The organism is Pseudomonas sp. DF11 (assembly GCF_058148565.1).
Genome location: NZ_JBYVYN010000002.1, coordinates 65,482 through 91,502, shown reverse-complemented (window position 1 = coordinate 91,502; position 26,021 = coordinate 65,482). Strand labels below are relative to the sequence as shown.

At 59.5% G+C, this 26,021-nt stretch carries 16 protein-coding genes; 7 read left to right on the top strand and 9 right to left on the bottom strand.

From position 1 onward, the window contains the following. Positions 1-64 precede the first annotated feature (64 nt). Complete coding sequence (locus AC30D9_RS07070) at positions 65-379, bottom strand: hypothetical protein (protein ID WP_490143767.1); 315 nt, start codon at positions 377-379, stop codon at positions 65-67. Between the two features lie 430 nt (positions 380-809). Between AC30D9_RS07070 and hexR the strand changes: the two genes are divergently transcribed. Next, the gene (gene hexR / locus AC30D9_RS07065) at positions 810-1,676 is read left to right on the top strand and encodes a transcriptional regulator HexR (RefSeq protein WP_003187110.1); all 867 of its coding nucleotides are present in this window, start codon (positions 810-812) and stop codon (positions 1,674-1,676) included. Between the two features lie 279 nt (positions 1,677-1,955). Next, positions 1,956-2,165, top strand: a complete 210-nt coding sequence (locus AC30D9_RS07060) for a PA3496 family putative envelope integrity protein (RefSeq protein WP_134922258.1) — start codon at positions 1,956-1,958, stop codon at positions 2,163-2,165. Here the strand turns inward: AC30D9_RS07060 and AC30D9_RS07055 are convergent. Then, the gene (locus AC30D9_RS07055; RefSeq protein WP_134922259.1) at positions 2,107-3,069 is read right to left on the bottom strand and encodes a LysR family transcriptional regulator; all 963 of its coding nucleotides are present in this window, start codon (positions 3,067-3,069) and stop codon (positions 2,107-2,109) included. The two genes, AC30D9_RS07060 and AC30D9_RS07055, sit on opposite strands and share 59 nt — an antisense overlap. Positions 3,070-3,256: 187 nt before the next feature. Between AC30D9_RS07055 and AC30D9_RS07050 the strand changes: the two genes are divergently transcribed. Together AC30D9_RS07050 and oadA are read left to right on the top strand one after the other, a co-directional pair. Beyond that, a complete protein-coding gene (locus AC30D9_RS07050) occupies positions 3,257-4,672 on the top strand; it encodes an acetyl-CoA carboxylase biotin carboxylase subunit (protein ID WP_307573127.1) in 1,416 nt (471 codons plus the stop codon). A 12-nt stretch (positions 4,673-4,684) separates the two neighbouring features. Then, positions 4,685-6,493, top strand: a complete 1,809-nt coding sequence (oadA, locus tag AC30D9_RS07045; RefSeq protein WP_109752923.1) for a sodium-extruding oxaloacetate decarboxylase subunit alpha — start codon at positions 4,685-4,687, stop codon at positions 6,491-6,493. 63 nt (positions 6,494-6,556) lie between these two features. On the opposite strand, the gene AC30D9_RS07040 is transcribed toward oadA, so the two are convergent. The 3 genes from AC30D9_RS07040 to AC30D9_RS07030 all read right to left on the bottom strand — a co-directional run bounded on the left by AC30D9_RS07040 (position 6,557) and on the right by AC30D9_RS07030 (position 10,569). Continuing rightward, complete coding sequence (locus AC30D9_RS07040; RefSeq protein WP_490143766.1) at positions 6,557-8,647, bottom strand: autotransporter outer membrane beta-barrel domain-containing protein; 2,091 nt, start codon at positions 8,645-8,647, stop codon at positions 6,557-6,559. Between the two features lie 270 nt (positions 8,648-8,917). After that, on the bottom strand, positions 8,918-9,751 hold the full coding sequence (locus AC30D9_RS07035; protein ID WP_490143765.1) for an amino acid ABC transporter permease: 834 nt from the start codon (positions 9,749-9,751) through the stop codon (positions 8,918-8,920). Continuing rightward, a complete protein-coding gene (locus AC30D9_RS07030; protein ID WP_307573134.1) occupies positions 9,748-10,569 on the bottom strand; it encodes an ABC transporter substrate-binding protein in 822 nt (273 codons plus the stop codon). Before AC30D9_RS07030 ends, AC30D9_RS07035 begins: the two co-directional genes overlap by 4 nt. Positions 10,570-10,683: 114 nt before the next feature. Here AC30D9_RS07030 and AC30D9_RS07025 point away from each other — a divergent pair, with 114 nt between their 5' ends. Together AC30D9_RS07025 and AC30D9_RS07020 are read left to right on the top strand one after the other, a co-directional pair. Then, positions 10,684-11,583: a homocysteine S-methyltransferase family protein gene (locus tag AC30D9_RS07025; protein ID WP_134922262.1), complete on the top strand. Its 900-nt coding sequence runs from the start codon at positions 10,684-10,686 to the stop codon at positions 11,581-11,583. A 276-nt stretch (positions 11,584-11,859) separates the two neighbouring features. Then, positions 11,860-17,211 carry a dermonecrotic toxin domain-containing protein gene (locus AC30D9_RS07020; protein ID WP_490143764.1) on the top strand — a complete coding sequence of 1,784 codons (5,352 nt, stop codon included), beginning with the start codon at positions 11,860-11,862 and terminating at the stop codon, positions 17,209-17,211. Positions 17,212-17,920: 709 nt separating this feature from the next. Here the strand turns inward: AC30D9_RS07020 and AC30D9_RS07015 are convergent. Genes AC30D9_RS07015 through AC30D9_RS07005 form a run of 3 tightly spaced genes read right to left on the bottom strand, consistent with a single transcriptional unit; the run spans position 17,921 to position 19,693 of the window. Beyond that, positions 17,921-18,592 carry a GNAT family N-acetyltransferase gene (locus AC30D9_RS07015; protein ID WP_134922265.1) on the bottom strand — a complete coding sequence of 224 codons (672 nt, stop codon included), beginning with the start codon at positions 18,590-18,592 and terminating at the stop codon, positions 17,921-17,923. Positions 18,593-18,602: 10 nt separating this feature from the next. Continuing rightward, positions 18,603-19,049 carry a GNAT family N-acetyltransferase gene (locus AC30D9_RS07010; protein ID WP_109752930.1) on the bottom strand — a complete coding sequence of 149 codons (447 nt, stop codon included), beginning with the start codon at positions 19,047-19,049 and terminating at the stop codon, positions 18,603-18,605. 2 nt (positions 19,050-19,051) lie between these two features. Beyond that, positions 19,052-19,693 (bottom strand): FMN-binding negative transcriptional regulator, encoded by a 642-nt coding sequence (locus tag AC30D9_RS07005; protein WP_307573142.1) that lies wholly within the window; start codon positions 19,691-19,693, stop codon positions 19,052-19,054. 101 nt (positions 19,694-19,794) lie between these two features. Between AC30D9_RS07005 and pdxR the strand changes: the two genes are divergently transcribed. After that, positions 19,795-21,339 carry a MocR-like pyridoxine biosynthesis transcription factor PdxR gene (pdxR, locus tag AC30D9_RS07000; protein WP_307573143.1) on the top strand — a complete coding sequence of 515 codons (1,545 nt, stop codon included), beginning with the start codon at positions 19,795-19,797 and terminating at the stop codon, positions 21,337-21,339. 141 nt (positions 21,340-21,480) lie between these two features. Here pdxR and AC30D9_RS06995 read toward each other — a convergent pair whose 3' ends face one another. Then, positions 21,481-25,797 carry a dermonecrotic toxin domain-containing protein gene (locus AC30D9_RS06995; RefSeq protein WP_490143763.1) on the bottom strand — a complete coding sequence of 1,439 codons (4,317 nt, stop codon included), beginning with the start codon at positions 25,795-25,797 and terminating at the stop codon, positions 21,481-21,483. Positions 25,798-26,021: the final 224 nt, after the last annotated feature.

Here is a 26,021-nt window from a genome sequence, read left to right as displayed (position 1 = left end):
TACCAGGAACATAACTTTCCGTCAGGCAACAAAACCGTCTGACGGAAAGTTATGGGATGTATGCTTAGTGGGTTACCAGTACTTCATCGATGTGATGCAGTAACTCGCCTTCGAAGAAAATACTGACGCCAGTGACATTGGAGTCGCCCAGCTCTTTATATTCGACGAACTTGTCGGTGAGTACCGATGCGGCCGCGTCCCCGGAATGTTCAAGTTTCAATTCCAGTCGCAAATCGAAGGATTTATCCTGGGTGTCGCTTCGTACCAGCGTCGGGATAACGCCGCTATTGGCTACGGTAACAGTGCCAAAGGTACGGAAAGACGCATTGCCTGGCATGCGGTCGATTTGTGCGGTCCAAGCTTTAGTAGTGATTTTCATGATAGTAACTCCTGTAATTAAGTTGATTGCGTCCTGCGGGAGTGAATATATCGACTTTGACTTGATAATGTCTTGGGGAATTGCGATTGGTATTGTAAGGAGACGTTAGTCTGGTGATTTGCTAGTTTATTTCCAGGAATCTATTGTCGAGATGTTGTTGGTGGCAGTCACAAGTTGTGAGTAGTTGACTCTTTTGCGGATAGACACTTCTTTCCCACGTTAGAGGGCTCAGGTCGCACCTGAAAATCACCGGATCGGCAGCGCTGAGGGTTTGTGCAACGCAGAGACTGCTACATCAGGGGATCCTCGGCAAAACAAAGGGGCAACGAGGTCATCCAGTTACGTTTTGAGCGGGCAAAAAGCCAATTCTTGTAGTATAACTACAAGCTTGCTACATCCCGGCATCTGCCCATAACAAGAGTCCAGCCCCTTGAACCTGCTGCAACACATCGCCCAGTCACGCCACTTGCTACGCAAGTCGGAGCTGAAAGTCGCCGATCACGTATTGCTTGATCCAGCGGCCGTGATGCATAGCTCCATGGCCGATCTTGCCCACAGCGTCGGCATCAGCGAGCCGACCATCGTGCGTTTCTGCCGGGCCATCGGTTGCTCGGGTTTCCAGGACCTGAAGCTCAAGTTGGCGCAAAGCCTGGCCGCCGGTGCGAGCTTCGGCCAGTTTGCGATCCATGAGGACGACTCGGTCGCGGACTACAGCCTGAAAATCTTCGACACGACCCTGCACACCCTGATGGAGGTTCGCGAGAAGCTCGACCCGGTGGCATTGCAAAAAGCCGTCACGGCCATGTCCCAGGCCCAGCGTGTCGAGTTTTATGGCTTCGGCGCCTCGGGCGCGGTGGCGGCCGATGCCCAGCACAAGTTCTTCCGGCTGCTGCTCACGGCGGCGGCTTATTCCGACCCGCACATGCAGGCCATGTCGGCGGTTACCTTGAAGCCCACCGATGTGGCGATCTGCATCTCCCAATCGGGCCGTTCCAAGGATCTGCTGATCACCGCCAACCTGGTACGCGAAAGCGGTGCCTCGTTGATCACCTTGTGTCCGAGCCAGACGCCGCTGGCAGAACTGTCCACGGTGAACCTGGCCATCGACGTGCACGAAGACACCGAGATCTACACACCGCTGACCTCGCGTATCGCCCATCTGGTGGTGATCGATGTGCTGGCAATGGGCGTCGCCATGGCGCGGGGCCCAAGCCTGGTCAACCACCTCAAGAGCGTAAAGCGTAGCCTGCGCAGCTTGCGGTTGTCGCCCAAGTCGGTGAAGGCGCTGGACGACTGAGTCTCGAACCCTGAGGTTGAGGGCTTCTGTGGCGAGGGGATTTATCCCCGCTGGGCTGCGAAGCGGCCCCTCGAACAGCCATTACAAATCACCTGGCACACAAGAAAAAGCTGAGGTCTGCTGCGCAGCCCATCGGGGATAAATCCCCTCGTCACAATGAGTCGGGCGCGCCTTGGAAGGTGCGTTTTGCGAATTCATCGTTCTGTAACCCTCGTGCCGCCAAACCGTCATCGCGCGCCGTCATCGTAAAGCTCCCGTATACGTCTTGGGAGTCTCGACATGACCCAGTCCTACGAAGAACGCAGCGCCGTCAAAACCCGTCGTCAGCAGGAAGACCAGCGCCGCATGGCGTTCCGTCGTGCAATCGAAGACCGCTATGAGCAGCGCCAGCTTCTGGCCGAAATCAGCGAATTTCCTGACGCCGCAGAGTTCAATTACTGGCAGGCAACGCCGGCGGCTTCCCGTCGAAACGCTCAACCAGGCCAATGATCTGAGCGCGCTCACCGCGAACGAATGCCAGGAAGGCGTGAGCCACCGGTGACAGGCGCTTGGCCTTGGCCTGTACCAGGCACCAACTGCGGTACAGCGGCAACTCCTCCACCGGCAGCTCGATGAGTGCGCCGGACGACAATTCCCGGCTCACGGCGTGGCGCGTCAACAGCGCCACGCCCAGCCCGGCCACCACGCACTCGCGCTGGGCCTCCGCCGACGCCACCTCCAATGTCTGGGTGAAGTGCACCCGTTTTTCCTTGAAGTATTCCTCGCAAGCCAGCCGTGTGCCTGAGCCTGGTTCGCGCAGCAGCAGCGTATACGGCTCCAGATCCTGCAGGCGCAGTGGGCCCATGTGGCACAACGGATGCTCGGGCGGCGCCACGGCGACGATGGGATTGTTGAGAAATGGCAGGAATTCCAGGCCCATGTCCTGGGGTACCATGGACATGATCACCAGGTCATCACGGTTGTCCGAAAGCCGGCGGATGACCTGGCCGCGATTGACCACGGTGAGGTTGAGATTGACCTCCGGGTGCTGGCGCTTGAACGCGGCGAACAGGTGCGGCACGAAGTACTTGGCGCTGGACTCCACTGCCAGCTTGAGCTGGCCTTGCAGTGAGCCCTGCATGTCCGAGAGCTGCATGTCGAGGTTTTCCAGGCGCCCGAAGATGTCCCGGCTGGCCCGTTGCAGCGCTTCGGCGGCTTCGGTCATGTAGAGTTTTTTGCCAACATACTCAAACAGGGGTTGGCCGATAAGCTCCTCAAGGGATCGAATCTGTAGGCTAACGGCCGGTTGTGTGAGGGACATTTCATCGGCTGCACGGCTGTACGACCTCAGGTCGCACACCTCGTTGAAAATCTGCAATTGACGCAATGTCATACGCATCAATGACTTACGCATTTTCTAAACACTCTCGACCGGGACGATTAGTGCAACTATAAGTCTTTGCTTATGCGTGTCCCAATAAATATTCATTTTTGTTAATCAACGGCCAGGACTAGTGTGGGGACTGCGACCAATTGTTACATCTGGTCACGCGTCGGCCTGAACCCAGGTCGTGGTATCACCGGCTCAAGGGAACCTTCAATTGATAACAAAGATCCTGATCGCCAACCGTGGTGAGATTGCCGTCCGCATCGTGCGTGCTTGCGCCGAGATGGGCATTCGCTCGGTCGCGGTCTACTCCGACGCGGACCGCCATGCGTTGCACGTCAAGCGTGCGGACGAGGCCCACAGCATCGGCGCCGATCCGCTGGCTGGCTACCTCAACCCGCGCAAACTGGTGAACCTGGCGGTGGAAACCGGCTGTGATGCCTTGCACCCCGGCTACGGTTTTCTCTCGGAAAACGCCGAACTGGCGGACATCTGCGCCGAACGCGGAATCAAATTCATCGGTCCGTCGGCCGAAGTCATTCGCCGCATGGGCGACAAGACCGAAGCGCGCCGCAGCATGATCAAGGCCGGCGTGCCGGTCACGCCGGGCACCGAAGGCAACGTGGCGGGCCTCGAAGAAGCCCTGACCGAAGGTGATCGGATCGGTTACCCGGTGATGCTCAAGGCCACCTCCGGTGGTGGCGGTCGGGGTATCCGTCGCTGCAACAGCCGTGAAGAACTCGAACAGGCCTTCCCGCGGGTCATTTCCGAAGCCACCAAGGCGTTCGGTTCGGCGGAAGTGTTCCTGGAAAAATGCATCGTCAACCCCAAGCACATCGAGGCGCAGATCCTCGGTGACAGCTTCGGCAATGTGGTGCACCTGTTCGAGCGTGACTGCTCGATCCAGCGGCGCAACCAGAAGCTGATCGAAATCGCCCCCAGCCCGCAACTGACCCCCGAGCAGCGCGCCTACATCGGCGACCTGTCGGTGCGCGCGGCCAAGGCCGTGGGCTACGAGAATGCCGGCACCGTGGAGTTCCTGCTCGCCGAGGGTGAGGTGTACTTCATGGAGATGAACACCCGGGTGCAGGTGGAACACACCATCACCGAAGAAATCACCGGTATCGACATTGTTCGCGAACAGATCCGCATCGCCTCCGGGCTGCCGCTGTCGGTCAAGCAGGAAGACATCCAGCACCGTGGTTTTGCGTTGCAGTTCCGGATCAACGCCGAGGACCCGAAAAACAACTTCCTGCCCAGCTTCGGCAAGATCACCCGCTACTACGCCCCGGGCGGCCCGGGTGTGCGCACCGACACGGCGATCTACACCGGCTACACCATTCCACCGTTCTACGATTCGATGTGCCTGAAGCTGGTGGTCTGGGCGTTGACCTGGGAAGAAGCGATGGACCGTGGCCTGCGGGCCCTGGATGACATGCGCCTGCAGGGGGTCAAGACCACCGCCGCGTATTACCAGGAGATCCTGCGCAATCCGGAATTTCGCAGCGGCCAGTTCAATACCAGCTTCGTTGAAAGCCACCCTGAACTGACCAACTACTCGATCAAGCGCAAACCCGAAGAGCTGGCCCTGGCCATCGCCGCCGCCATTGCCGCCCACGCAGGCCTGTAAGGAATCATGACCATGTCCAAGAAGATCTTTGTTACCGATACAATCCTGCGCGACGCCCACCAATCGCTGCTCGCCACCCGCATGCGCACCGAAGACATGCTGCCGATCTGCGACAAGCTCGACAAAGTCGGCTATTGGTCGCTGGAAGTCTGGGGCGGCGCGACATTCGACGCCTGCGTGCGCTTCCTGAAGGAAGACCCGTGGGAACGCCTGCGCCAACTGCGCGCGGCGCTGCCCAACACCCGCCTGCAAATGCTCCTGCGCGGTCAGAACCTGCTGGGCTACCGCCATTACAGCGATGACGTGGTCAAGGCGTTCGTGGCCAAGGCGGCGGTCAACGGCATCGATGTGTTCCGTATTTTCGATGCGATGAACGACGTGCGTAACCTGAAGGTTGCCATCGAAGCCGTGAAGGCCGCCGGCAAGCACGCCCAGGGCACCATCGCCTACACCACCAGCCCGGTGCACACCATCGGCGCGTTCGTGGCCCAGGCCAAGCAGATGGAAGCCATGGGTTGCGACTCGGTGGCGATCAAGGACATGGCCGGCCTGCTGACTCCGTACGCCACCGGCGAACTGGTCAAGGCGCTGAAAAGCGAACAGTCGCTGCCGGTCTTTATCCACTCCCACGACACCGCCGGCCTGGCCGCGATGTGCCAGCTCAAGGCTGTCGAGAACGGCGCCGATCACATCGACACCGCAATCTCCAGCTTCGCCTGGGGCACCAGCCATCCGGGCACCGAGTCGATGGTCGCGGCCCTCAAGGGCAGCGAGTTCGACACCGGGCTGGACCTGGAATTGCTCCAGGAAATCGGCCTGTACTTCTACGCGGTGCGCAAGAAGTACCACCAGTTCGAAAGCGAGTTCACCGCGGTGGACACCCGGGTCCAGGTCAACCAGGTTCCGGGCGGGATGATCTCCAACCTCGCCAATCAGTTGAAAGAGCAGGGCGCGCTGAACCGGATGAACGAAGTGCTGGCGGAAATCCCACGAGTGCGCGAAGACCTCGGCTTCCCGCCGTTGGTTACCCCAACCTCGCAGATCGTCGGTACCCAGGCGTTCTTCAACGTGCTGGCCGGTGAGCGCTACAAGACCATCACCAATGAAGTGAAGCTCTACCTGCAGGGCGGCTACGGCAAGGCGCCAGGTTCGGTGAACGAGAAGCTGCGTCGCCAGGCCATCGGTAGCGAAGAAGTGATCGACGTGCGTCCGGCCGACTTGCTCAAGCCGGAAATGACCAAGCTGCGTGGCGAAATCGGTGCGCTGGCCAAATCCGAAGAAGACGTACTGACCTACGCCATGTTCCCGGACATCGGCCGCAAGTTCCTCGAAGAGCGTGAAGCCGGCACCCTGACCCCGGAAGTGCTGCTGCCAATCCCTGAAGCGGGCAGCGTGAGCTCGGCGGGCGGCGAAGGTGTGCCGACCGAGTTCGTCATCGACGTTCACGGTGAAACCTACCGCGTCGACATCACCGGTGTGGGCGTCAAGGCCGAAGGCAAGCGTCACTTCTACCTGTCCATCGATGGCATGCCCGAAGAGGTCGTGTTCGAACCGCTCAATGAGTTCGTCAGCGGCGGCAGCAGCAAGCGCAAGCAAGCCACTGCGCCGGGCCACGTCAGCACCACCATGCCGGGCAACATCGTCGATGTGCTGGTCAAGGAAGGCGACGTGGTCAAGGCCGGCCAAGCGGTGCTGATCACCGAGGCCATGAAGATGGAAACCGAAGTGCAGGCGGCCATCGCCGGCAAGGTCACCGCTATTCATGTAGCCAAGGGCGACCGGGTCAACCCGGGCGAAATCCTGATCGAGATCGAAGGCTGATCTAACAGCCTCGATACAACGCTTTAACCTCGGGGGGGCATGTGCTCCCCTTTTTTTTGCCTGTCAGAACATCATGCGCCATTGCCCCATCAGCGCGCCGTTACGGTTGTCCTGACCGGTTTCGCCACGATAGTTCAGCCCCAGGGTATGCCGGGGCGAAACGGCCAGGTCCAGCCCGGCTTCCAGGAGCAGGCTGTCACGGTCCAGCTCGACGCCTTCGACGGTATAGGTATTGCCTGCGCTGGTCAGGCGCTGACGGGAAGTGCCCCGGGTCTCGCCGTATAGGTGTTTCCAGCCGAGATTCAAGCGGGGCGTCAGTCGCATGCCTTGGTCAAGAGGGAAGGTCCGGGCGAGGCGCAGGCCAAGGTTGCTGTTGTAATTGTCCTGAGACTGGCCACTGAACTGCAGCGCCGCGCTTCCACCTTTCTCGGTATAGCGATCACGTTGATAGCGTTGGTAGCCCACTTGGACATAGGGCTCGACATCGAAATGCCCTACGTTCAGGTTGTAGCCGAGTTGCCCGAAGACCTGCTGCGTATTGGCATCGTAACGACCTTTGAGGCGATCCCTGAAACCGTTGAAGGCCACGTGACGCTTGGTGCTGCCGTCATGATTGCCGTAAATGGCGCCCAGGCGCAGTGCTATCGGCCCGTCCTGATGCAAGGCATAGGCGCCCACGTGCCAGCTGTCGAGCCGGCCATCGAATGGGTGACTGTCCAGCCGCGTCTGGGTCTTGCTGCCGATTACACCCAGGCGCCAATCAGGACTGACAGCCCAATCGGTTCCCAGCATCAAACCTTTGGTCGAGTGCTTCAGGGCCTGGCTGCCCAACTGCTTTCCAATGCGGCCGCTGTTGCCGATGGCCTGGACCCAGACTTGGCCGTCGCTGTGTACGTTTTCCGAGTTTCTCCGGTCCATGGCCGAGAGCATGCCGGTGCCGATTGGCGCGCTGCTGCTCAGGGTGGCATTGCCCAGGTCTGCCGCGTTGTAGCCGCTGAGTTGGTCGATGGCGTCGGCGGCGGTCGCCATATCGCTGCCGAGCAAGGCGTTGATGGCGGCATTGGTTTTTTCGGCTGGCGTGGCGGCGTGCAATTGGCTGGCGGGTTTGGGTGGGTGGGCGATGATTTCTGGCGGTTCAGCGGGCTTGTTTGTCGGGGCCTCGGTGTTTGGGTTGGCTGCGGGGGCCTGGGCGACGCTGGGGACTGCAATGGGTTCGGCTGGTTTGACCGGTTGCGGTTCTTCGATACTGGCCGTGAATGCTCGCCCGTTATCGGAAGTGGCTGCTTCCCTGAGTGGGATATCGTTGCGGGCATAAGTCAGGCTGACTTGCGTATCGGTGGAGGTCAGCGTCGCCGTCATGAATGCAAGCGTACTGGAGACCGTGCCGAACGCTCCTTCGATCGTCCCCGCGCGGATGATCGTGTGCTCGCGCGCTTCAATGTATTCGCCTGGCACGCCGGCAACGGTCAGCGTCGCGTTGTTCAGGAACGCGGTGCCTTCAACGTTGATCATGGAGCTACCGCCATCTGCGTTAACCCCGTAGATCAGCTCGGCAGTCTCCGCCAACGAGAAATCCTTGGTGATGGAGGGTGCGCCTATTTCGGGGCCGACTTCCAACTGGCCCGCGACACTCAAGAACTCCACTGTTCCATTGCCGCTGAAGCGGGCCTCCTCACGCACTTCCACACGACCGGCCATTCCTGAGTTCATCATGTGGGCGCCTGGCTCGACAATCACACGATTGGCCAACACTCCCTTGTTATCCAGCGTGCCGAGAACTCCTAGTTGTCCGTCGATTCGGCCAGTGTTGATCAACGTGGTGTCCGGCTCGATCACTCCCCAGCCAGCGAAACTCCCGGTGTGCTGCCATTCGCCTTGTGTGACCTGCAGGGCCAGGAAATTGCGGGTTTCAGCCAATACAGGATGCTGGGCAGCGTCCAGTTGCAGAATGTTTTTTCCACCACCACCGTCAATGATTCCGGGGAATCTCCCGTTTCCGCTGATGACGACCAAGTCGTTTTTGCGAGTCCATTTCTCGCCGCCTTTGCGAGCGGTGCTGGCGTTATGCCGTTTGGTGTCCGTAGCGTCGGCGAAGGCCTTGAGGCGCTCTTGTTGCTCGGCGGTTGTAAGGAAATCGGCGGGTTGCTGAGCCATCGAAACATCGGTGCAACCGAGCACCAAGGCGATTGCCAGTGCGAGGTGTTGAGGTGGGTATAAGTGCTGAATAGACATCGAATACGGACTCATTTGAAAGGAGTCCGCACTTTAAAAATTTCACCCCTGGCCACGATGCCAGCTAACGCCTCGCCTTGGGCAAGACACAGCAGATGAAATCTGTAGGCCGGTCGTGTTGCGATCCAGACATCGTCGCGTTGGCTTCCACGACCTGAAGCTTCGCCCTACAACTTCTTCGGATGTGTCCTGTCAGCTGCGCTTGAGATACGCCTTCCCATAATGCCGCTCCATCCGTGCCTGGATCAGCTCCAGCGCAATGGACATCAACCAGTAGATGATCGCCGCCGTCGTCAGCATCTCGATATAGCGATAGCTGGACCGACCATAAGACTGCGCCAGGAACATCACTTCCCAGACGCCCATCACCGAGATCAGTGAAGAATCCTTGAGCATGGAGATGAACTGGTTGGTGGTCGGCGGGATGATGGTGCGCATGGCCTGGGGCAGGGTGACGCGCCAGAAGATCATGGTTTCGCTCAGGCCCAGGGCGAGTGAGGCTTCGCGCTGGCCGTGGGGGACGCCGAGGATGCCGGCGCGGAAGATTTCGCTCAGGTAGGCGCCGTAGTTCAGCGACAGGGCGATGATCCCGGCGGCGATGGCGCCGGGGACCACGCCCAGTTGTGGCAGGCCCAGGTAGATCAGCAAAATCTGGATCAGCAGCGGCGTGCCGCGAAAGAACGACGCGTAGAAACTGGCGATGCCAAACGCCACCGCGCTGCTCGACAACCGTGCCAGGGCGGTGATGAAGCCCAGCAGTGACGACGCGACGATTGAGCACAGGCACAGAAACAGGGTCAGCACCGCGCCTTGCAGAAAGCCATTGGGCGCCAGATGCATGCCCAGCAAGTTCGGCAGTTTGTCGAGGATGATGGAGAACTTCAGGTCGAAGCTCAGGAAGAAACTCGCGAACAGCACCAGCATGGCCGCCCAGGTCAGGTAGAGCCGGGTGCGGAAACCGAAGATTTTTTGCAGGCGTGACTCAGCCACCGGTGGCGGTGGCTGAGGAGTTGGGAAAGATGTCATTGAGTAATGTCGGCGCCGATCCATTTTTGCGAGAGTTTGCTCAAGGTGCCGTCCTGTTTCAATTGGGCGAAGACTTCACGCACCTTGGCGTCCCATTGGGCATCGCCTTTTTCGATGGCCACCGAGTTCGGCTCGGCGTAGAGCGATTCGCCCGCCAGTTTGAAGCGTTTGTCTTCGGTCAGGCGCGGCTGGGCGGTCACCAGGTTGGTCAGTACCGCGTCCAGGCGGACCCCGGCGCCCAGGCCGAGGTCCTGGAACGCCACGTTGTCGGTGTCGTACGGAGCGATCTGCACGTTCTCGAAGGGGTAGCTCAGGTGGGTGTCTTCGGCGCCTTCGATCACCAGGTTCTTGTTCAGGTAACTCTCGTAGCTGGACGCGCTGATGAGGCCGACTTTCTTGCCGCTCAGGTCCTTGGCGCCGTGGATGCTGTCATCCTTGGCGTTGACCACGATCACCGCTGGCGAGGCGTAATACTGCACCGGGAAATCGAACACTTCGGCGCGGGCCTTGCTCGGCGTCATGGAGCAGATGCAGATGTCATAGCGCCCGCTCCAGTGGCCGGCAGCGATCACGTCCCAGGAAGGGGTTTCCAGGCGCAGTTTCACGCCCAGTTTCTGCGCCACGGCCTTGGCCACGTCGACGTCAAAACCGTCGAGCTGGTTCTGATCGTTCAGGAACGAGAAGGGCGGATAGCTTTCCATCAACACACCGACCAGTTCTTTTTTCTGCTCGATGCGATCCAGGGTGGCGCCGGCGAAGGCTTGCGACGAGGCGGCCAGCAGGGTCAGGCCCAGGGCCAGCAATGGTTGTCGTTTCACGGGAAATCCCTGGGTAGAAAAATAAGTTGTAGTTAACCGATTGGTGCGTATTAAATAGTTATAAGAACAACTCCGGTAGTGAGTATTTTTCATAAGCTTATGAGTGAATCGCATATGGGCGCAGCAACGACAGTCATTCTCGATGGCGGCATGGGCCGCGAACTGCAACGTCGTGGCGCGCCGTTCCGGCAGCCCGAGTGGTCGGCCCTGGCCTTGAGCGAAGCGCCCCAGGCGGTAGAGGCGGTGCATGCGGCCTACATCGCCAGTGGCGCCAATGTCATCACCAGCAACAGCTACGCCGTAGTGCCGTTTCACATCGGTGAAGAGCGTTTTGCCGCCGAAGGCCAGGCCCTGGCTGCGCTGGCGGGTGAGTTGGCGCAAAGGGCGGTACAGGCTTCAGGCAAAGCGGTGCGAGTGGCCGGGTCGTTGCCACCGTTGTTCGGCTCCTATCGGCCGGATCTGTTCGACGCTTCTCGGGCCAGTGAATTGCTCGCGCCGCTAGTGAGCGGCCTGGCGCCCCATGTCGACCTGTGGCTGGCCGAGACCCAAAGCTCTACGGTCGAAGCGCGGGCGATTCACGCCGGGCTGCCCAAGGACGGCAAGCCGTTCTGGCTGTCGTTTACCCTGAAAGATGAAGACACCGATGAAGTGCCACGCCTGCGTTCCGGCGAACCGGTGGCGGACGCTGCGGCGGTCGCGGCCGAGCTGGGTGTCGAAGTGTTGCTGTTCAACTGCAGCCAGCCGGAAGTGATCGGCGTGGCCATCGATGCCGCGCGGGAAACTTTCGAGCGGCTGGGGGTGAAGATCCACATCGGTGCCTACGCCAACGCCTTCCCGCCGCAACCGAAGGAAGCGACGGCCAACGATGGCCTGGACCCATTGCGCGAAGACCTCGATCCACCGGGCTACTTGCAGTGGGCGGCGGATTGGCAGCAGCGTGGAGCCAGTCATCTGGGTGGCTGCTGCGGAATCGGGCCTGAGCATATTGCGGTGTTGGCGCAAAAGCTGATCTGAATCTTGATGTGAAATACTCCTGTGGCGAGGGGATTTATCCCCGCTGGGCTGCGCAGCAGCCCTAAAGCAGTGAACTCACTCTTCCTGGCGCACCGAGTTGTTTGTTTTGGGGGCCGCTGCGCAGCCCAACGGGGATAAATCCCCTCGCCACTGCACTCGCTGAAATTCGGGCTTACGCTTTCCCCAAGCCCTCTAGCCACCCCTATACATATATATGTCATTTGCGCTCGAACGGCGCGATAGGGTCCCAGCCCTGATCACAACCGGGACGCTTAAATGACTGTCTTCTCTGAAAATGAACATGGCGCGCCTTCTGTCGCACCCTTGAAACCCCTCAGCCTGTTATCCAACGGCCTTCGATTCCAACCGCATACGTTTGCCGATCAATGGCTGGGCCAGTGGGGCCTCGTCGGCGATGCGCCGGTGACGGTCACTTATCAAGAGGTCGAGACCGAAGAGTCGGCCGCGATCAGCAAGCGCACCTCGGTGCCTTTGCGTGACGCCGTGACACAAGGCTTTTTGATCGCCCATCAAAGCCGGGTCCACCCCTCTGCCCGTTCGCCGCGCGAGGGCTGGGTCTACCCACATCGAAGTCTTATGTCCCTGGATTTCTCGTCGCTGCGGGTCGCCGGTAAACCCCTGTCGCCAGACGTCTTGCAACAATTGCAGACAGGTATTGCCCCCGGCTACCAGGGCACGGGCCAGCCTGTTGTCACCGAGGTGGATGCCCAAGGCAATCTGCTCAGTGTCCGTGGCAAGGAACAAGCCCGGCAATTGGCACTGCTGGACAGCAATCAGGTGAAACTGGCGCGGTTGTTCGCCGGCCTGCCCACGTTCGACTCGGTGCTCAAGAGCCTGCTGATCAGCAGGATCAAGATAAACATCCCCGAGACAAAATTTCGCCCATCACTGCTTGAGAATATCGATCCGGATCATTGGTATGTAAACCACTTCAGCATCGACGCCGTCGGCGGACGTTCATTGATCGCCTCGCAGAGTTTTACCGATGTTCTATTGAGCTGTCTGGCGACGGATACACCGCCCACGTACGCGGTCGGTGGCGTGGGGTTCTTCACCCGTCCGGATGCGGTGGAAGAGGCGGATAGCGTATTTGTCAGCCCGGTGGACAGGAAAATCCTGGCGGCCATGGAGGCGGTTTTCTATATCGCCCAACCCACAACCAATGACAGCCTGAAACGTCAGTTCCGTGACGATTTCATCGCCTTTCGCCGTAACAAGCACTGGGGCGATTCGCTCGATACCTCAACCCGGTCTACCGCTGAAGCGGCTCTCGCTCATTTGTTGTCCAGACGATTCCTGCACCTTTTCGACCTGTACAAGGCCGATCGGGATTCAGGCATTGCGTTAACCCAAAGTGAACGAAGCCAGCAGAGTGAAGAAGATCGCCTGCTGGACCTCATCACGACCCACCCGGGCATGGCGGACAGAAACCGTTTGTTGCGAGCCCCCATTCCCCATGTCTACGCCGTCATGCTCGATATGGGCAGCGCGGCTGCGCAGAAATGGCCCGCTGCAATGGTGATCAAACGCACGGATCAACCTTGGTTGTTTCTCTACTCCCTGGAAAGGGGAATCCAGCGCTTCCGTTCTTTCCAGGCGTTGGTCAATAAAGTAAGTCCTACCTATGACGGGCAGAAACGCACGATCCGGGATATTTCCTCTGAATTGTCCGGGCATGTTTTTGAAGTGGCGGCAGATGACCTGCTGCAGATCCAAGGCGCCGCTCTGGAAACGTATCTCAATGCTCCGCAAAACGAGACGGTCGCTTTGGCGGCCTTTGCGCTAAATGTTGAAGATGCGCTGGATTTACCCATGTTGTCGCTTTCCGGGCCGCTGACTGTCCGTCAGGAGATCCTGGTTGAAAACAACCGCCCGGACTTCTACAAGAGCGCAACAGGTTCGGAGCAATCGACCTATCGCAACTTGGAAAAACAGGTCTTGGAAGCGGCCTATGAACTGGGTGCCCGCGATATCCAGACGCTGTGGCAGTTCACCCGCCAGAAGGTCAAACACTACCTTCAACAAACGGTGCACCCCGGCATCGATCCCGACCCGGACAAGTGCCTGGTCATGTTTTCCTTCGGGAAAAGTGCCAGCCCAAGGCAGTCCCGTATCTCCAGCTTGACTCAGTTGATGCTCGATAACCTGCGTCCGACTCAGTATCCCAACGCAATGCGCGAAGTGCAGGCGGTCTATGTCGCCGATCAGGATGGACAACGTATCCGGCACCCGGCCAACGGTTATTTCGTCATGTTGACCGGGCACGAACTGGCTCGGATGGTGACGAGCATCGATGCCGGAGGAAGCTACCGAACCCTGCTTGGCAAGGAGATGAACAAGCCGGACTACAAGAAGTCCTGGCAAACGGCGTATCTGGCCAATATGAAATTCAAAGGCTACGAAGCCGCGCTCAGGGGCAATGAAGTGTTCAAGAGCACCGTGCTCGATACGGCCTTCACTCCACCGAAACCGTGCAAGCGCCTCGCACTCTGGCTGGATGCGGTCCTGCGCTCGCCGGCGGCACAGACACGCCCCCTGGTGTTGGGGCGACGGGTGCACGTCCATGGTCTTCTGCTTGGAGGGAGCGTGGGCGCTGGAGGGCAGCATGGGAGGATGAGCAATGCTCTCAGCATCGATGGCCCGCTGATCTTTTCCGAACAGGAAGGGCCGGACATCAAGGGAACGGTTGGCGTTTATTTTCCAGACAGCCCCGAGGGCGACGACTTCCATGAGTTTGCCGACCTGAGCGATGGGGTGGCAGAGCTATTGCCACGAGAGGAATGGCAGGCGTATTTCCGTTCGCGCATTGCCACCAGCGACCCTGAAGAGATCAAGCGTACCCTGGGCCAGCGAGGCGGCCGCCCGCTGATCCGTGGCACGTTGCTCAGCGGTGATCTGCTCGAGGCCCTTCATCGGGCGCACGTCAACTTCCACAGTGCGCATGCCGACCACCGCTCCAATAGCAACCTGGATGTTCATTATCAAACGCTCGGCAGGTTTGGACAGGTGGCGGTCGAGGTTGCCCTGGAACTGGCGACGATGTTCCTGGCCCCCGGTTTCCAGATGCTCAAGAGCATCATCAAGACCGGCCTGTTGATATCCAGGACCGGTTCTATCCCGCTGAACCTGAAAGCCCTGGCGTTCGTGCACACCGTGGCCAACCATGGCGGCTGGCGCCTGGTCCGAAACGTGACGCTCGCGCCACGAGGTCAATCCTCTTTCCGGGTGTTGACGGCTCGCCAAAGCCAGGACGAGGCGCTGACCGGGCTGCCCTTGGAGGCGGCGGTCTATCGATCCTATGCCGTGTCGGATACCTCGGTGATACAAGGGCTGACAGCGGACGCACGCGGCTTTTATCGCACGACAGTCAGCGATATGGCCACCGGCAAGGTTATTGCCCGCCCGGTCTATGTGCGACAACCCGATGGTACGGTGTTCCGCGTGCACGACCATACGAAGTTGAACGCAACCGAGGCCACGCTGGTGGACCCTGCTACCGGATTGAACATCCGCTCTGTCGGGGTGATGAGAAGTACGGTGGCGCGGATGCCCAATGGCGAGTGGCGCGCCGTGGGATTTGGCCGAGGCGGCGGCAAACGCCCGGCGGATACGCCTGCCCAACCTGGCCCTTCAAAGAAACCAGCCCTATGGGTTTCCGATGTTTCCAATTCGATCCGCACGCCGGGCACTTGGAACAATCGGATCATGGACCTGGTGCCGTCAATCATGACGCGCCTGACGATCTGGCCACAAAACCGCAGCTTGCTGATCATTGATGAAATATCCGCGGAGCGTGCCTGGTCGGTGCGTTTTACCCCCGGGCAACATGAAACGATTTATCCGGTGGCCGAGCATCCGGATAGAGCGGACACAGATGTCGTTTTGAGACGAACCGGTCATGACCATTACAGTTTGCTCTTGGGTGAGAGTGTGGTGGAGTTCAATGCCGATGGTGATTGCTTGTTCAATGCCTTGACGGCTGGGTTGAATGCAGGCCAGGCCCAGGAGACGTTCACGATGCAGGGGCTGCGCAACGCAGCAGCCGATCATGTCGATCAACATCCGGAGCTGAGTCAATACGTGGCGCCAGAAGTCTCCGACATTCAGCAAGCGCTCTTCGAGAATGCGCCTTCGCTGGTCAATCTCCTGGACAATGCGGCGGTGCTCGATCTTACCCGGATCATTTACGGCACGCCCAACCCGCACCGCTTGTTCCAACCGACCTTGGATTACCTGGACCTGCATGTAACCAGAAGTATTCGCACGGCAATCACTGAGGCGCCAGGGACCAGGTTACCCCCCGAGATCCTGCAGGAAGTCGGCCGCCTGGTGTCGCCCCGGTCCCCGGCCAATCTGATGGTGAACACCAGTGCTCCTTTTTCCGCGCAGGAAAAAGTCACCATGCAGCGATTGTTCGAGGACATCCTGCTGAGGCCTGTCGATGACCAGAACATTCTCCGGCTGCTCGACAACAAGTACCTGCTGGTTTCCAGAGACGTGGCCCATATCATGCTGGAGTATGGGGTCACCGCCCGGCAGTTGCTCGGTCATCACCCTCGCAATAGCCTGGGCTATGTCAGGTTCGATGAACAGTTGCACGGCCATCTGGACGCGGATGCGATTGAAGAACTGCTGGACGGTGCCCATCTCGTGGATCGCAATGATCTGGATGACGCACAAGACCTGCTGAAGCGTGTTCGGGACAAGTTCGTCGATGACGATGCTGAGCTGTTCGATCAGTTCATGTATGCCGACAGGGTCGAGCGGACCATTGATTTACTCAGAACGGCCCTTGGGCGCTTCCCTGTTCTGCGGCGGCGGGTCGACATTCTCCTGAGATCCCCCGTTATCATTCACAACCTCGGTGGCATGTTGCCCGTGAGTGAGGTCGCGCGGTTGATCCGTAATCCGGCGCTGACCGACAGGCGCTTTGAACTCATCGCCGCGTATGCAAATAGCCGTTATGGCGAGCTGGAGCGTACGGGTCGCATCGACTTTGACTGGATGCAGGTGTTCGATGATCGGAATCTGCAAAGCATAATCACTTATCAAAATAATTTGACGGCGTTCATGAGATTCCTGGGCACGGCGCGGGAGAACATCGAGAGCATAGACGTGACTGCCGTCGCAAAGCTGTTCAGCCCTCCAGGGCATTTACCTTCCAATACCCGGGTGGCCCTCCTGTTCAATACCCCGGGTTTATTGGGGAACCTTATGGGTCTGCAACCCAGTTACGCCATGCAGATCTGGCTCGACCTGATTGGGCCGCACTTTAGCGATGCGACGATTGGGCGGGCGCTTCAACGGCCGGGGTCGTTGCGTACCGGACTGGATTTTGCACTTGCATTAAGGGATAGCCTGGGAAATGAAGAAGCCCACGCGAATCGGATTGTTCAAAGCCTGCTTTCCATCAGCCAACGTCGGGCCCAGCAATATCTGTACAGCTTTGACTTCCCAACCAATCGCCTGGGCCATAGCCGCCTGGACTTTGCCGTGTACCTGGAAAGTCACCAGCAAATACCGGGCTGGGCCTGGCAGTACGCACGGCGGGGCGTGACGCCTGACTCGCTCAAGCAGTTTGGCGAGATGAAGCCGAAGCCGGATTGATTGGACGGTGGGCAGGCGATGAATGTGTCGCCTGCCCAATAGCCATCGCGAGCAGGCTCGCTCCCACAAGAGACTGGCGCCGAACACAAATCTTGTGCCTGATCCGGGATCAGCCTGTGGGAGCGGGCTTGCTCGCGAAGGCGCCAGGTCAGTCGATATCGATGTTGCCTGACACACCGCTTTCGCGAGCAGGCTCGCTCCCACAAGAGACTAGCGCTGAACACAAAGCTTGTGCCTGATCCGGGATCAACCTGTGGGAGCGGGCTTGCTCGCGAAGGCGCCAGGTCAGTCGATATCGATGTTGCCTGACACACCGCTTTCGCGAGCAGGCTCGCTCCCACAAGGGATTGGCGGTGAACACAAATCTTGTGCCTGATCCGGGATCAACCCGTGGGAGCGGGCTTGCTCGCGAAGGCGCCAGGTCGGTCGATATCGATGTTGCCTGACACACCGCTTTCGCGAGCAGGCTCGCTCCCACAAGGGATTGGCGGTGAACACAGATCTTGTGCCTGATCCGGGATCAGCCTGTGGGAGCGGGCTTGCTCGCGAAGGCGTCAGGTCAGTCGATATCGATGTTGCCTGACACACCGCTTTCGCGAGCAAGCCCGCTCCCACAAGGGATTGGCGGTGAACACAGATCTTGTAGCCGCCCCTGGCCCCCTGTGGGAGCGAGCCTGCTCGCGATAGCGGACGACCAATCACCGAAAATCTACGAGCGACACTCCACCAACCCAAGCACCTGCCCATCCGCGCGCTGGTTCTCTTCACTCAACCAACGCTCGAACCCCGCACCGATCACCGGCCATTCCGAATCCAGCATCGAGTACCACGCGGTGTCGCGATTCTGGCCCTTGACCACCATGTGCTGGCGGAACACCCCTTCGAACGTGAAGCCCAGCCGTTCGGCGGCGTATTTGGAGCGGGCGTTGGCGTTATTGCACTTCCACTCCAGGCGGCGATAACCCAGGGCGAAAGATTCCTTGGCCAGCAGATACACCGCCTCGGTGCTTTTCGGCGAGCGCTGCATCGGTGCGCCGAAGGTCACATGGCCGATCTCGATACGGCCCTGGGCCGGCACGATGGACATCAGGCTGAGAATGCCCTGCACATCGCCGCTGGCGCGGTCGATCACGCTGAAGAAATACGGGTCGGCGTTGGCCGCATGATTCTGCAGCCAGGCATCGAAAGCGCCGCGATCCCTGAAGGGCCCATAGGGCAAGTAATCCCAGAGCTTCGGGTCGGCCCCGGGGCCTTCGAGGGCTTGCCACAGGCCATCGGCATGACGCGCCGGATCGAGTTTTTCCAGGCGGATGAAACGCCCTTCGATCAGTTGCGTAGACGGTGCGGGGGCGCCTTTCCAATCGGCGAGTGAAGTCGACATGCTGCGCTCCTTAAAGGGCTTTGCGAAATTGAATGAAACCCGGGCGCTCGGCGATACGCTCGTAGAGCTGGATCGCTGTGGCGTTGGTTTCGTGGGTCAGCCAGTGCACCTTGCAGCAACCATCGGCCTTGGCGGTGCGGTAGACGAATTCGATGAGCTGGCGACCGACGCCGGTGCCACGGCATTGTTCCGTCACCAGCAGGTCTTGCAGGTAGCAGGAATTCTCGATGCTCCAGTTCGAACGGTGATAGATGAAATGCACCAGGCCCACCGCCGTGTCGCCGTTCCAGGCCAGGGCCCCATGGGTCGGCTCGCGGTCATCGAGCAGGCGTTGCCAGGTGCTTTGGCTCACCGCGTCCGGCAACTCGGTGTTGTAGAACCGCAGGTAGGCCTGCCACAACGGCAGCCAGGCGGCGTGATCGTCGGCGCTGACGAGGCGGATTTCGACTTGGCTCATGTTCACTCCTTGGATGATGGGTCTGGCATCAGGCGTGCGAGCGCCTGGTCCTGTGGGTCGGGGCTGGCGGCAAGCCCGTTGCGCACGCCGGCGATATCCACCGGGCTGCGGTTCTGGTTGAGCTTGCGTTTGCCTTCCAGGCGCTGGATGGGCAAGGCGAAACCGACGATCGCCTTGAGCATGCTGTCGATGTACTCAGCCGGTGCATCATCGATTTTCCAGGGCTGGGCGCGGCCGGTCTCGTGGCGATCGGTGAGGGCGCTGACCAGGTTGCGCAGGCGATGAGGGTCGCTGAACACCTGCGCGCTGCCGTAGGCATGTACCGCCAGGTAATTCCAGGTCGGCACGACTTTGCCGTGTTCGGCCTTGCTGGGGTAGAAACCCGGGCTGACGTAGGCGTCGGCCCCGGTGAAGACCACCAGGGCTTCGGCGCCAGCTTCCAGGTCGCGCCATTGTGGATTGGCCCGGGCCATGTGCCCGTACAGGCTGCCGTTGGGGCCTTGGTGCGGGTCCAGCAACAACGGCAAGTGGCTGGCTTGCAGGCCGTGTTCACCCTGCGTGATCAATACGGCCAGGCGGCAATCCCCCATCATGCCGTGCAGTTGGGGCAGGTCTTCGACAGCAAAGGCTCTAGGGTTGTACATGACGATTTTCCTTGGCGAATGCGAGCATCCTAGGCAGGCTATTGGTCTGTTGTAAGAGCCACTTCCGGCCAATTCGATAGGTCCATTTTGCGAGGGCTGTCATGAACAACGCAGTGCCGCCTCTGTCGTTCAACCCCGCCGGCATCGAGCTCGATCGCCGCCAGGGGCTCAGCCGTCAGCTTTACCAGGCCCTACGGGCCCGAGTATTGGATGGGCGCCTGGCCAGTGGCACGCGCCTGCCGGCCAGTCGTGACCTGGCGGCGGCATTGTCGATTTCGCGCAACAGTGTGGTGCGCGCCTACGACCAGCTCTACGCCGAGGGTTTCATCGAAGGGCGGGTGGGCGACGGGACTTATGTGGCGAAACTGTCTTCGACGACGTTGCCGCTGAAAAACATATCCACAAAAGTATCCACAGGGTTTTCAACAGGCTTACCCACAGCCTTATCCACAGATTGGCTCGATTTGCCTGTGGGTTCATCCAGTAAAGTTATCCACAGCAACGGCTTGAATCGTGTCGAAACGCACCATTTGGCACAGCCTCCCAGTGGTCCGCCGCGAGCGTTCAGAGTCGGTGTCCCGGCTTTCGATCTATTCCCGTTCGACGTCTGGGCCAAGCTGAATGCGGCTTTCTGGCGCAAGCCGGATCTGCAACAGCTGTGTTATGGCGATCCCCAGGGCGATGCACGCTTGCGCGGCCTGATCGCGGCTTACCTGCGCAGTTCCCGAGGCCTGCACTGCACGGCTGAACAAATTGTGATCACCAGCGGTGCCCAGCAGGGCATCAGCCTTTGTGCACAGCTGTTGGTCGACCCGGGCGACGTCGTGGCGGTGGAAAACCCGGGTTATCGCGCCGCCGGGCATGCGTTTGCCGTCGCCGGTGCCGAGGTGAGAGGCGTGCCGGTGGACAGCGATGGCTTGGATTGCACGGCCCTGGGGACGTTGAGCCACTGTCGACTGGCCTATGTCACGCCGTCCCATCAGTATCCGACCGGGGTGGTCATGAGCCTCGCCCGGCGATTGGAGCTGCTGGCCTGGGCCGAGCGCAACGACGGCTGGATCGTCGAGGACGACTATGACGGCGAATACCGCTACAGCGGTGCGCCGCTGGCGCCTTTGGCGGCGCTGGATCGCCAGGGTCGTGTGCTCTATGTCGGCACGTTCGGCAAAGTGGCTTTTCCGGCCCTGCGCCTGGGCTATCTGGTGCTGCCGCCGGGTTTGGTGAACGCTTTCGCCCGACGCCGCGCCGTGGATGTGCGTCACTCGGAAGTCAGTACCCAGGCGGTGATGGCCGAATTCATGGCAGCGGGGCATTTCCAGCGGCACATCAGGCGCATGCGCCGGGCCGCCCTGGCCCGGCGTGACGCGCTGCTGGCCAGCTGGCCGAGGGCGGTTGCGGGCGTTGGTGTCATGCCCACGGTCGTGGCCGGGCTGCATGTCACCGTGCCGGTGGACAGTATTGAGCGTGAGCAGCAGTTGATCGCGCAAGCCACCCAGGCCGGGATCGAAATCAACGGCTTGAGCGGTTATTGGTTGCCCACCACCACGACGCCAGTACGCGCCGGGCTGGTGCTGGGGTTCGCCGCCGTCCCGCCAGCGGCGATTGGCACCGCGCTGGCGAGCCTGGCAAAGGCCTGGAAAATATGAAGGCGCAATGCCTGCCGGTCAGTCAAACGCCATCCCTGTGGGAGCGGGCTTGCTCGCGAAAGCGATGGGTCAGTCACATCAATGTCACTGACCCACCGTCTTCGCGAGCAAGCCCGCTCCCACAGGTTCAGATCCTGACCGTCACGAGGGCTGCTTTGGAAAGAACACTTCCTTGGCCTGATCCACCGCAATTTCGCTGCGATAAAGATCGATCAGTTGGCGCTGAGTGAGTTCCTGGGTGGCCCCGGCGCGTGCTCCCTTGACTTGTTCCGGTGTTTTCAAGCGTCCGGAAAGGTAGGCGTGGGCGGGGACCCAGTCGGTGGAGTAACGGAAATCCGCATACCAAAGCGTTTTGTTTTCCTTCACGTCCTTGATCTCATACCGGTCGAGATAGCCGCGAAGCGGGCCTTTGTTTTTTTGTCGGTTCTTTAGTTTGGTGATGGAAATACGGTTGCGGCTTTTAAGCCATATGACGCCATCCATGGTCGGAGGGCGATGCTTGATGACATTCAATACAGCATCGAAGGCTTCCTCATAAAGGGCCTTCGCTTGCGTCTTGAGTTCCGTACGCAGGGTTTCGGCCGTACGCTTTTGTTTCACTGAAACTTCAACGGTTTCGTTCGAGGCACTGTCCAGCGCTTTTTTGATTGCAATGCCGACTTTCTCCATCCGGTTTGCATGGGCGTTCAGAATCATCCCGATACCGGTGGGTGATCGGCCTGGCGCATTCATGTGCTCCTCGACCTGCGCCTGGAACGCCTCCAGTCCATCGATCAGGGCTTGACCCTTTGTGAGGCTGACTGCCAGCGGAGGGACGATCTGCGGTGTATCGGCGAGTGCGTGGGGCACCCACTCACCGGTTCCCTTGCGGTGGAAGGTGGCGATGATCTTGTCTGTGACCGGGTTCTTCACGTCGACCCAATCGGTTTCTTCCTGCGCTTTCGTTAAACGAGGTTCACCACTGACAAGGCCCCAGAAGCGTGCCCTGATGAACTTCTTCCTGAACCTGGGGCGTGGCTCGTAGGGGTTGCCCATGCTGCGCCGGTTGCTTCTCTCATCGAGGGCCTGGGCCAAATGGTGCAATGCGCGTTTTTTCAAGCCGTCTATCTGCTTGCTCAGCCGATTGAGTTCGGCCGGGCGGGCGCTGTCCTTGTATTCAGTGCCCACGTACTCGAGTTGTTCCTCAAGGGCGGTGAATTGTTCCGTGAGGCTGCCAAATGCATCGATTTGCTCATCCAGCCGGATCACGCTGCGTTCCTCCATGGCATCGTGCAGGCTTTGGAAGGCAATCGTGGCGCTATCAACCAGTTGGTTAATGACGGCCCAACCTTCGGGCATTGTATTGACGCTATCGAGCGACAGGCAGAGGTGGCGATACATGTCCAACTGGATAAGTCGAATGCCGTCGCTTTTGTAGGTGGGCATTCTTGTACGGTGCTGCCGGATAAATTCAAAACCTTCACGCCCCAGTATCTTGAGCCTGGAAAAACGTGTCTCCATGTAATCCAGGCGTTCGTTCATGTCCTCGCCGACTCGGATCATGCTTTCGGCTGCATCGACGTGTTGTTGCTCCGCGACCGCGACACCGGTGGTGGCCATGTCCATGGCTGCTTTCAGGGCTGGGGTAAACCGTTCCTTCAGCGCGTCTATTTCTTCGAACGTGAAGTTGATCTGTGCGTTCAGGTAGCCAAGCCTGGCTTGGGGAGCGTCGGGTCTTGATTGGAAGACGGGCCATTGAGTCAGTATGGTCAACGCTTCTTCGTAGCTTTCGCGCTGGGTTTTCAAGGTGCTCAAGTACACGTTGCGCTTGGTCTCCTTGAGGCGGCCCGAAGCGCTGTTCAATTCCTGCGCGTTCATTGTCAGCAGCGCCTGATGCTCCGGTTTTTTTTCTTCGAAGCGGTTCAGTTCGGCCAGCAGTTGAACGCTGCGACGGTGAGTGTCGGCGATGACTTTTTCCATGGCACCCTTTGATCCCCTGCCGCGCAGGCGCAGGCGGATGTCGATATGCCAATTGCCGTGTATATCCAGCCTCAAGGGAGGGCCCAGGCGCGAGGGATTCTTTTCGTCGACGACGCAGACCTTATCGCCCAGCATCATCACGTTGAACCATTTTTCTCCCACCTTGGCGTACCACTGCCCTTGTCGTTGATAGAGCCCTTTGGACGTGCCATCGGTATGGGCCTGCCCGGGTGTTTCGGGTGCTTTGACGCTGAACGTATCGAGGAGCTTGGCGCTCTCTCCCGATTTGTCGGTCAAGGCACCGCTGGAATGGATGGACTCATAGTGCTCGGGGTGCGGTTCCTTAGTGTTGGAAGGCGCGAGTTTTTCGATGATGAGCTTGGGTTTGACCAGCTTGACCGGCTCCTCTATCACCTCCGGTGCCGCTGCCCGGCGACTGCGCGTGCCTTCTCTGGCATGGTCGATAGCGTGTGTGGTGATCGCCATGGCCAGGTTCAGCAGCAGGTCGACGAATGCCTCCCATGTGGCCTGGTCGTTGGCGTGTTCGCTGTCCTGCATCAGCGTTTCGATGTCATCCAGAATTTGCCAGAGCCAGACGGCTGTGCCCACGGCAGCACCCAGGTAAGGCAGGGCCAGGTTGAAAATCAGCCAGCCTGCCTGCTTGAAAGTACTCCAGCGGGTTTCGCTGTTGGAAACCGATTGCCGATCTGCAAGCTCGACCAGGGCATTGGCATTGGCCTTGAACAACAGTGGCAGGAAGTCGGGGCCCAGGTTGTCTTCGCTCAAGCCGACGGGCGCGCTATCGACCCATGACGTAAAAGGATCCGTCGCAAACTCGACGATGGCCCAGGGTGAGGGCAGGGGGCCCGAGAAAATGTATCGGCTGTAATTGCTGCGCACCTCCTCGGGCAGCCAGGCCAGGACCGATTGGCGCAATTCAGGGATTTGCCTGATCGCATACAACAGGTTGCTGGACGAGGGGTACTGGCACAACTGCGGCTCAAGCAACGGTCGATAAAGCAGGCAGGGACCGGCGTCCGGATTTTTCGGGCCGATCACGAACATGTTGGTCACGACGTCTTGCGCGGGGAGCAACTTTTGTTCGGATATGAAGGCCAGCCTGCGCAGGACGATGGGTTGTCCGTCGACCGTGCGATCGGCTTCCTCCGCTTCCATCAGTGCGGCGACATAACGGTAACCCCGCTCGTCGATGTTCCCACGCCGTCGGATCTTTCCCTCCAGTGCCAGCATCGGCAGTTGAATGCGCAACTGGGAGGTGTACAACTCTTCGCGGCGGGCCGATTCGGTCGGATCGTCGAGCAGTTTGCTCTTCACCAGATCGGGGTAGACGCGACCGATATCGATTTTGGTGATGAGGCTTTCGATGTAGTCGGTCGTCATCCAGGTGGGCAACACCTTGCCGTCGAGGGACCTGACGGTTTTGTTGCCCAGGGGGAGTGCAATCAGGTTTTGCAAGGCCAGCTCGACGAGATTGAAGCGGGTGGTCTCGAATTTGCCCGGAACGATAAAAGAACCCCAAGCCACGAGGCTGAGTATCTGGATCTCGATTTTTTCCGGATCGAGGGTCGCAGCGTCGGCATGGTCCGCTTTCATCTGCTGCTTGAGGGCGTCCAATGCAAACTCCTTGATAGGAGCGATACCGTCCAGGTAGGTCTTGCCGGCATGGGAGCTGCTCAACGCCGACAGGTTTTTCATGTGCTGGGCGAACAGAATCTGATCGGATATCGACGCTGCCAGCAGCCAGTCGGGAATCTTTTTATCGAACCAGCTCGCGCCAATACCTTTTTCTGCGTCCAGCCCGCTGGTCACTGGCTGATCGTCCTCGATGGATGAGATTTTTTTCAGGAAGCTGGCGTTGCCGAGGATCTTGACCTGCATGGCGATCAGCCCGCAGGCCTTGTGATCGAAGATGTTGCCGGTGGGTTCATACAGCCGCCACTGGATTTTCTTGCGCAACGTGGTGTCCAGTTGCGTCGGCAGAAATTGCCCGAGCGCTTGCTGCGACTCGAATTTTTTGTAGCCGTCGCGCAGCGAGTACGCAAGGATGATCTCTGTGTTGGAGATTGTTCCGATCAATACCACCAGCGAGTTTTCGTTCAGGCGACTCACCTCGGTCCCGTCGACTTCATCGATGTCGATCAGGTATGCGTGAGTGTCGTAGCGATCATGTTGCTTGCGGTCCTCCAGGCTGGGGTAAAGGAACAATTGCCTGGCCATGTCGCACTCAGTCGCGGTCCAGCCATTGACCTCTTTGACGTCCCAGATCTTGCGCAGCGTCCTGGAGAGTTCATGCCAGCGTGGGCCGGATGTGCCCACCGGAGCGTTCCAGTACGCCAGTTGCTGTTCCTGGCAGGCGGACAACATGACGGGCTCCAGTTCGTTGATCAGGGCTCCGATCTGTTCGATCCGTACCGGCAGATGCACCTCCGGGGTGGTGATCGGTAGCTGGGTCAGAAAGTGCACGCCTTCGATCAGCATGGTCGATCCCTCCACGCCCATTCGTTCGGCCACCATATCGCTGAGGGTTTCGTAGCGAGTAGGCAGTTCCACGATTTCGCCATCGACGATGTCCCAGCGAGGCTCGCCCACTACCGTGTTGAGCGGATCGAGGTTGAGTGTCGGGTACATCTTCTTGAGGGCCCTGCGCAGGAGCACGGCGGCAACTTCCGGGGAGGTGGGGCCTGCGAGTAGCTGGTTGAGCA

Bases quoted from the DNA above. Each gene is read 5' to 3' on its own strand.
- AC30D9_RS07020 (WP_490143764.1), top strand. From the start codon at position 11,860: ATGACTGTCTTCTCTGAAAATGAACATGGCGCGCCTTCTGTCGCACCC.
- AC30D9_RS07055 (WP_134922259.1), bottom strand. From the start codon at position 3,069: ATGCGTAAGTCATTGATGCGTATGACATTGCGTCAATTGCAGATTTTC.
- AC30D9_RS07035 (WP_490143765.1), bottom strand. From the start codon at position 9,751: ATGACATCTTTCCCAACTCCTCAGCCACCGCCACCGGTGGCTGAGTCA.
- AC30D9_RS07015 (WP_134922265.1), bottom strand. From the start codon at position 18,592: ATGTCGACTTCACTCGCCGATTGGAAAGGCGCCCCCGCACCGTCTACG.
- AC30D9_RS07025 (WP_134922262.1), top strand. From the start codon at position 10,684: ATGGGCGCAGCAACGACAGTCATTCTCGATGGCGGCATGGGCCGCGAA.
- AC30D9_RS07060 (WP_134922258.1), top strand. From the start codon at position 1,956: ATGACCCAGTCCTACGAAGAACGCAGCGCCGTCAAAACCCGTCGTCAG.
- AC30D9_RS07005 (WP_307573142.1), bottom strand. From the start codon at position 19,693: ATGTACAACCCTAGAGCCTTTGCTGTCGAAGACCTGCCCCAACTGCAC.
- AC30D9_RS07070 (WP_490143767.1), bottom strand. From the start codon at position 379: ATGAAAATCACTACTAAAGCTTGGACCGCACAAATCGACCGCATGCCA.
- AC30D9_RS06995 (WP_490143763.1), bottom strand. From the start codon at position 25,797: ATGCTGATCGAAGGCGTGCACTTTCTGACCCAGCTACCGATCACCACC.
- pdxR (WP_307573143.1), top strand. From the start codon at position 19,795: ATGAACAACGCAGTGCCGCCTCTGTCGTTCAACCCCGCCGGCATCGAG.
- AC30D9_RS07010 (WP_109752930.1), bottom strand. From the start codon at position 19,049: ATGAGCCAAGTCGAAATCCGCCTCGTCAGCGCCGACGATCACGCCGCC.
- oadA (WP_109752923.1), top strand. From the start codon at position 4,685: ATGTCCAAGAAGATCTTTGTTACCGATACAATCCTGCGCGACGCCCAC.
- AC30D9_RS07040 (WP_490143766.1), bottom strand. From the start codon at position 8,647: ATGGCTCAGCAACCCGCCGATTTCCTTACAACCGCCGAGCAACAAGAG.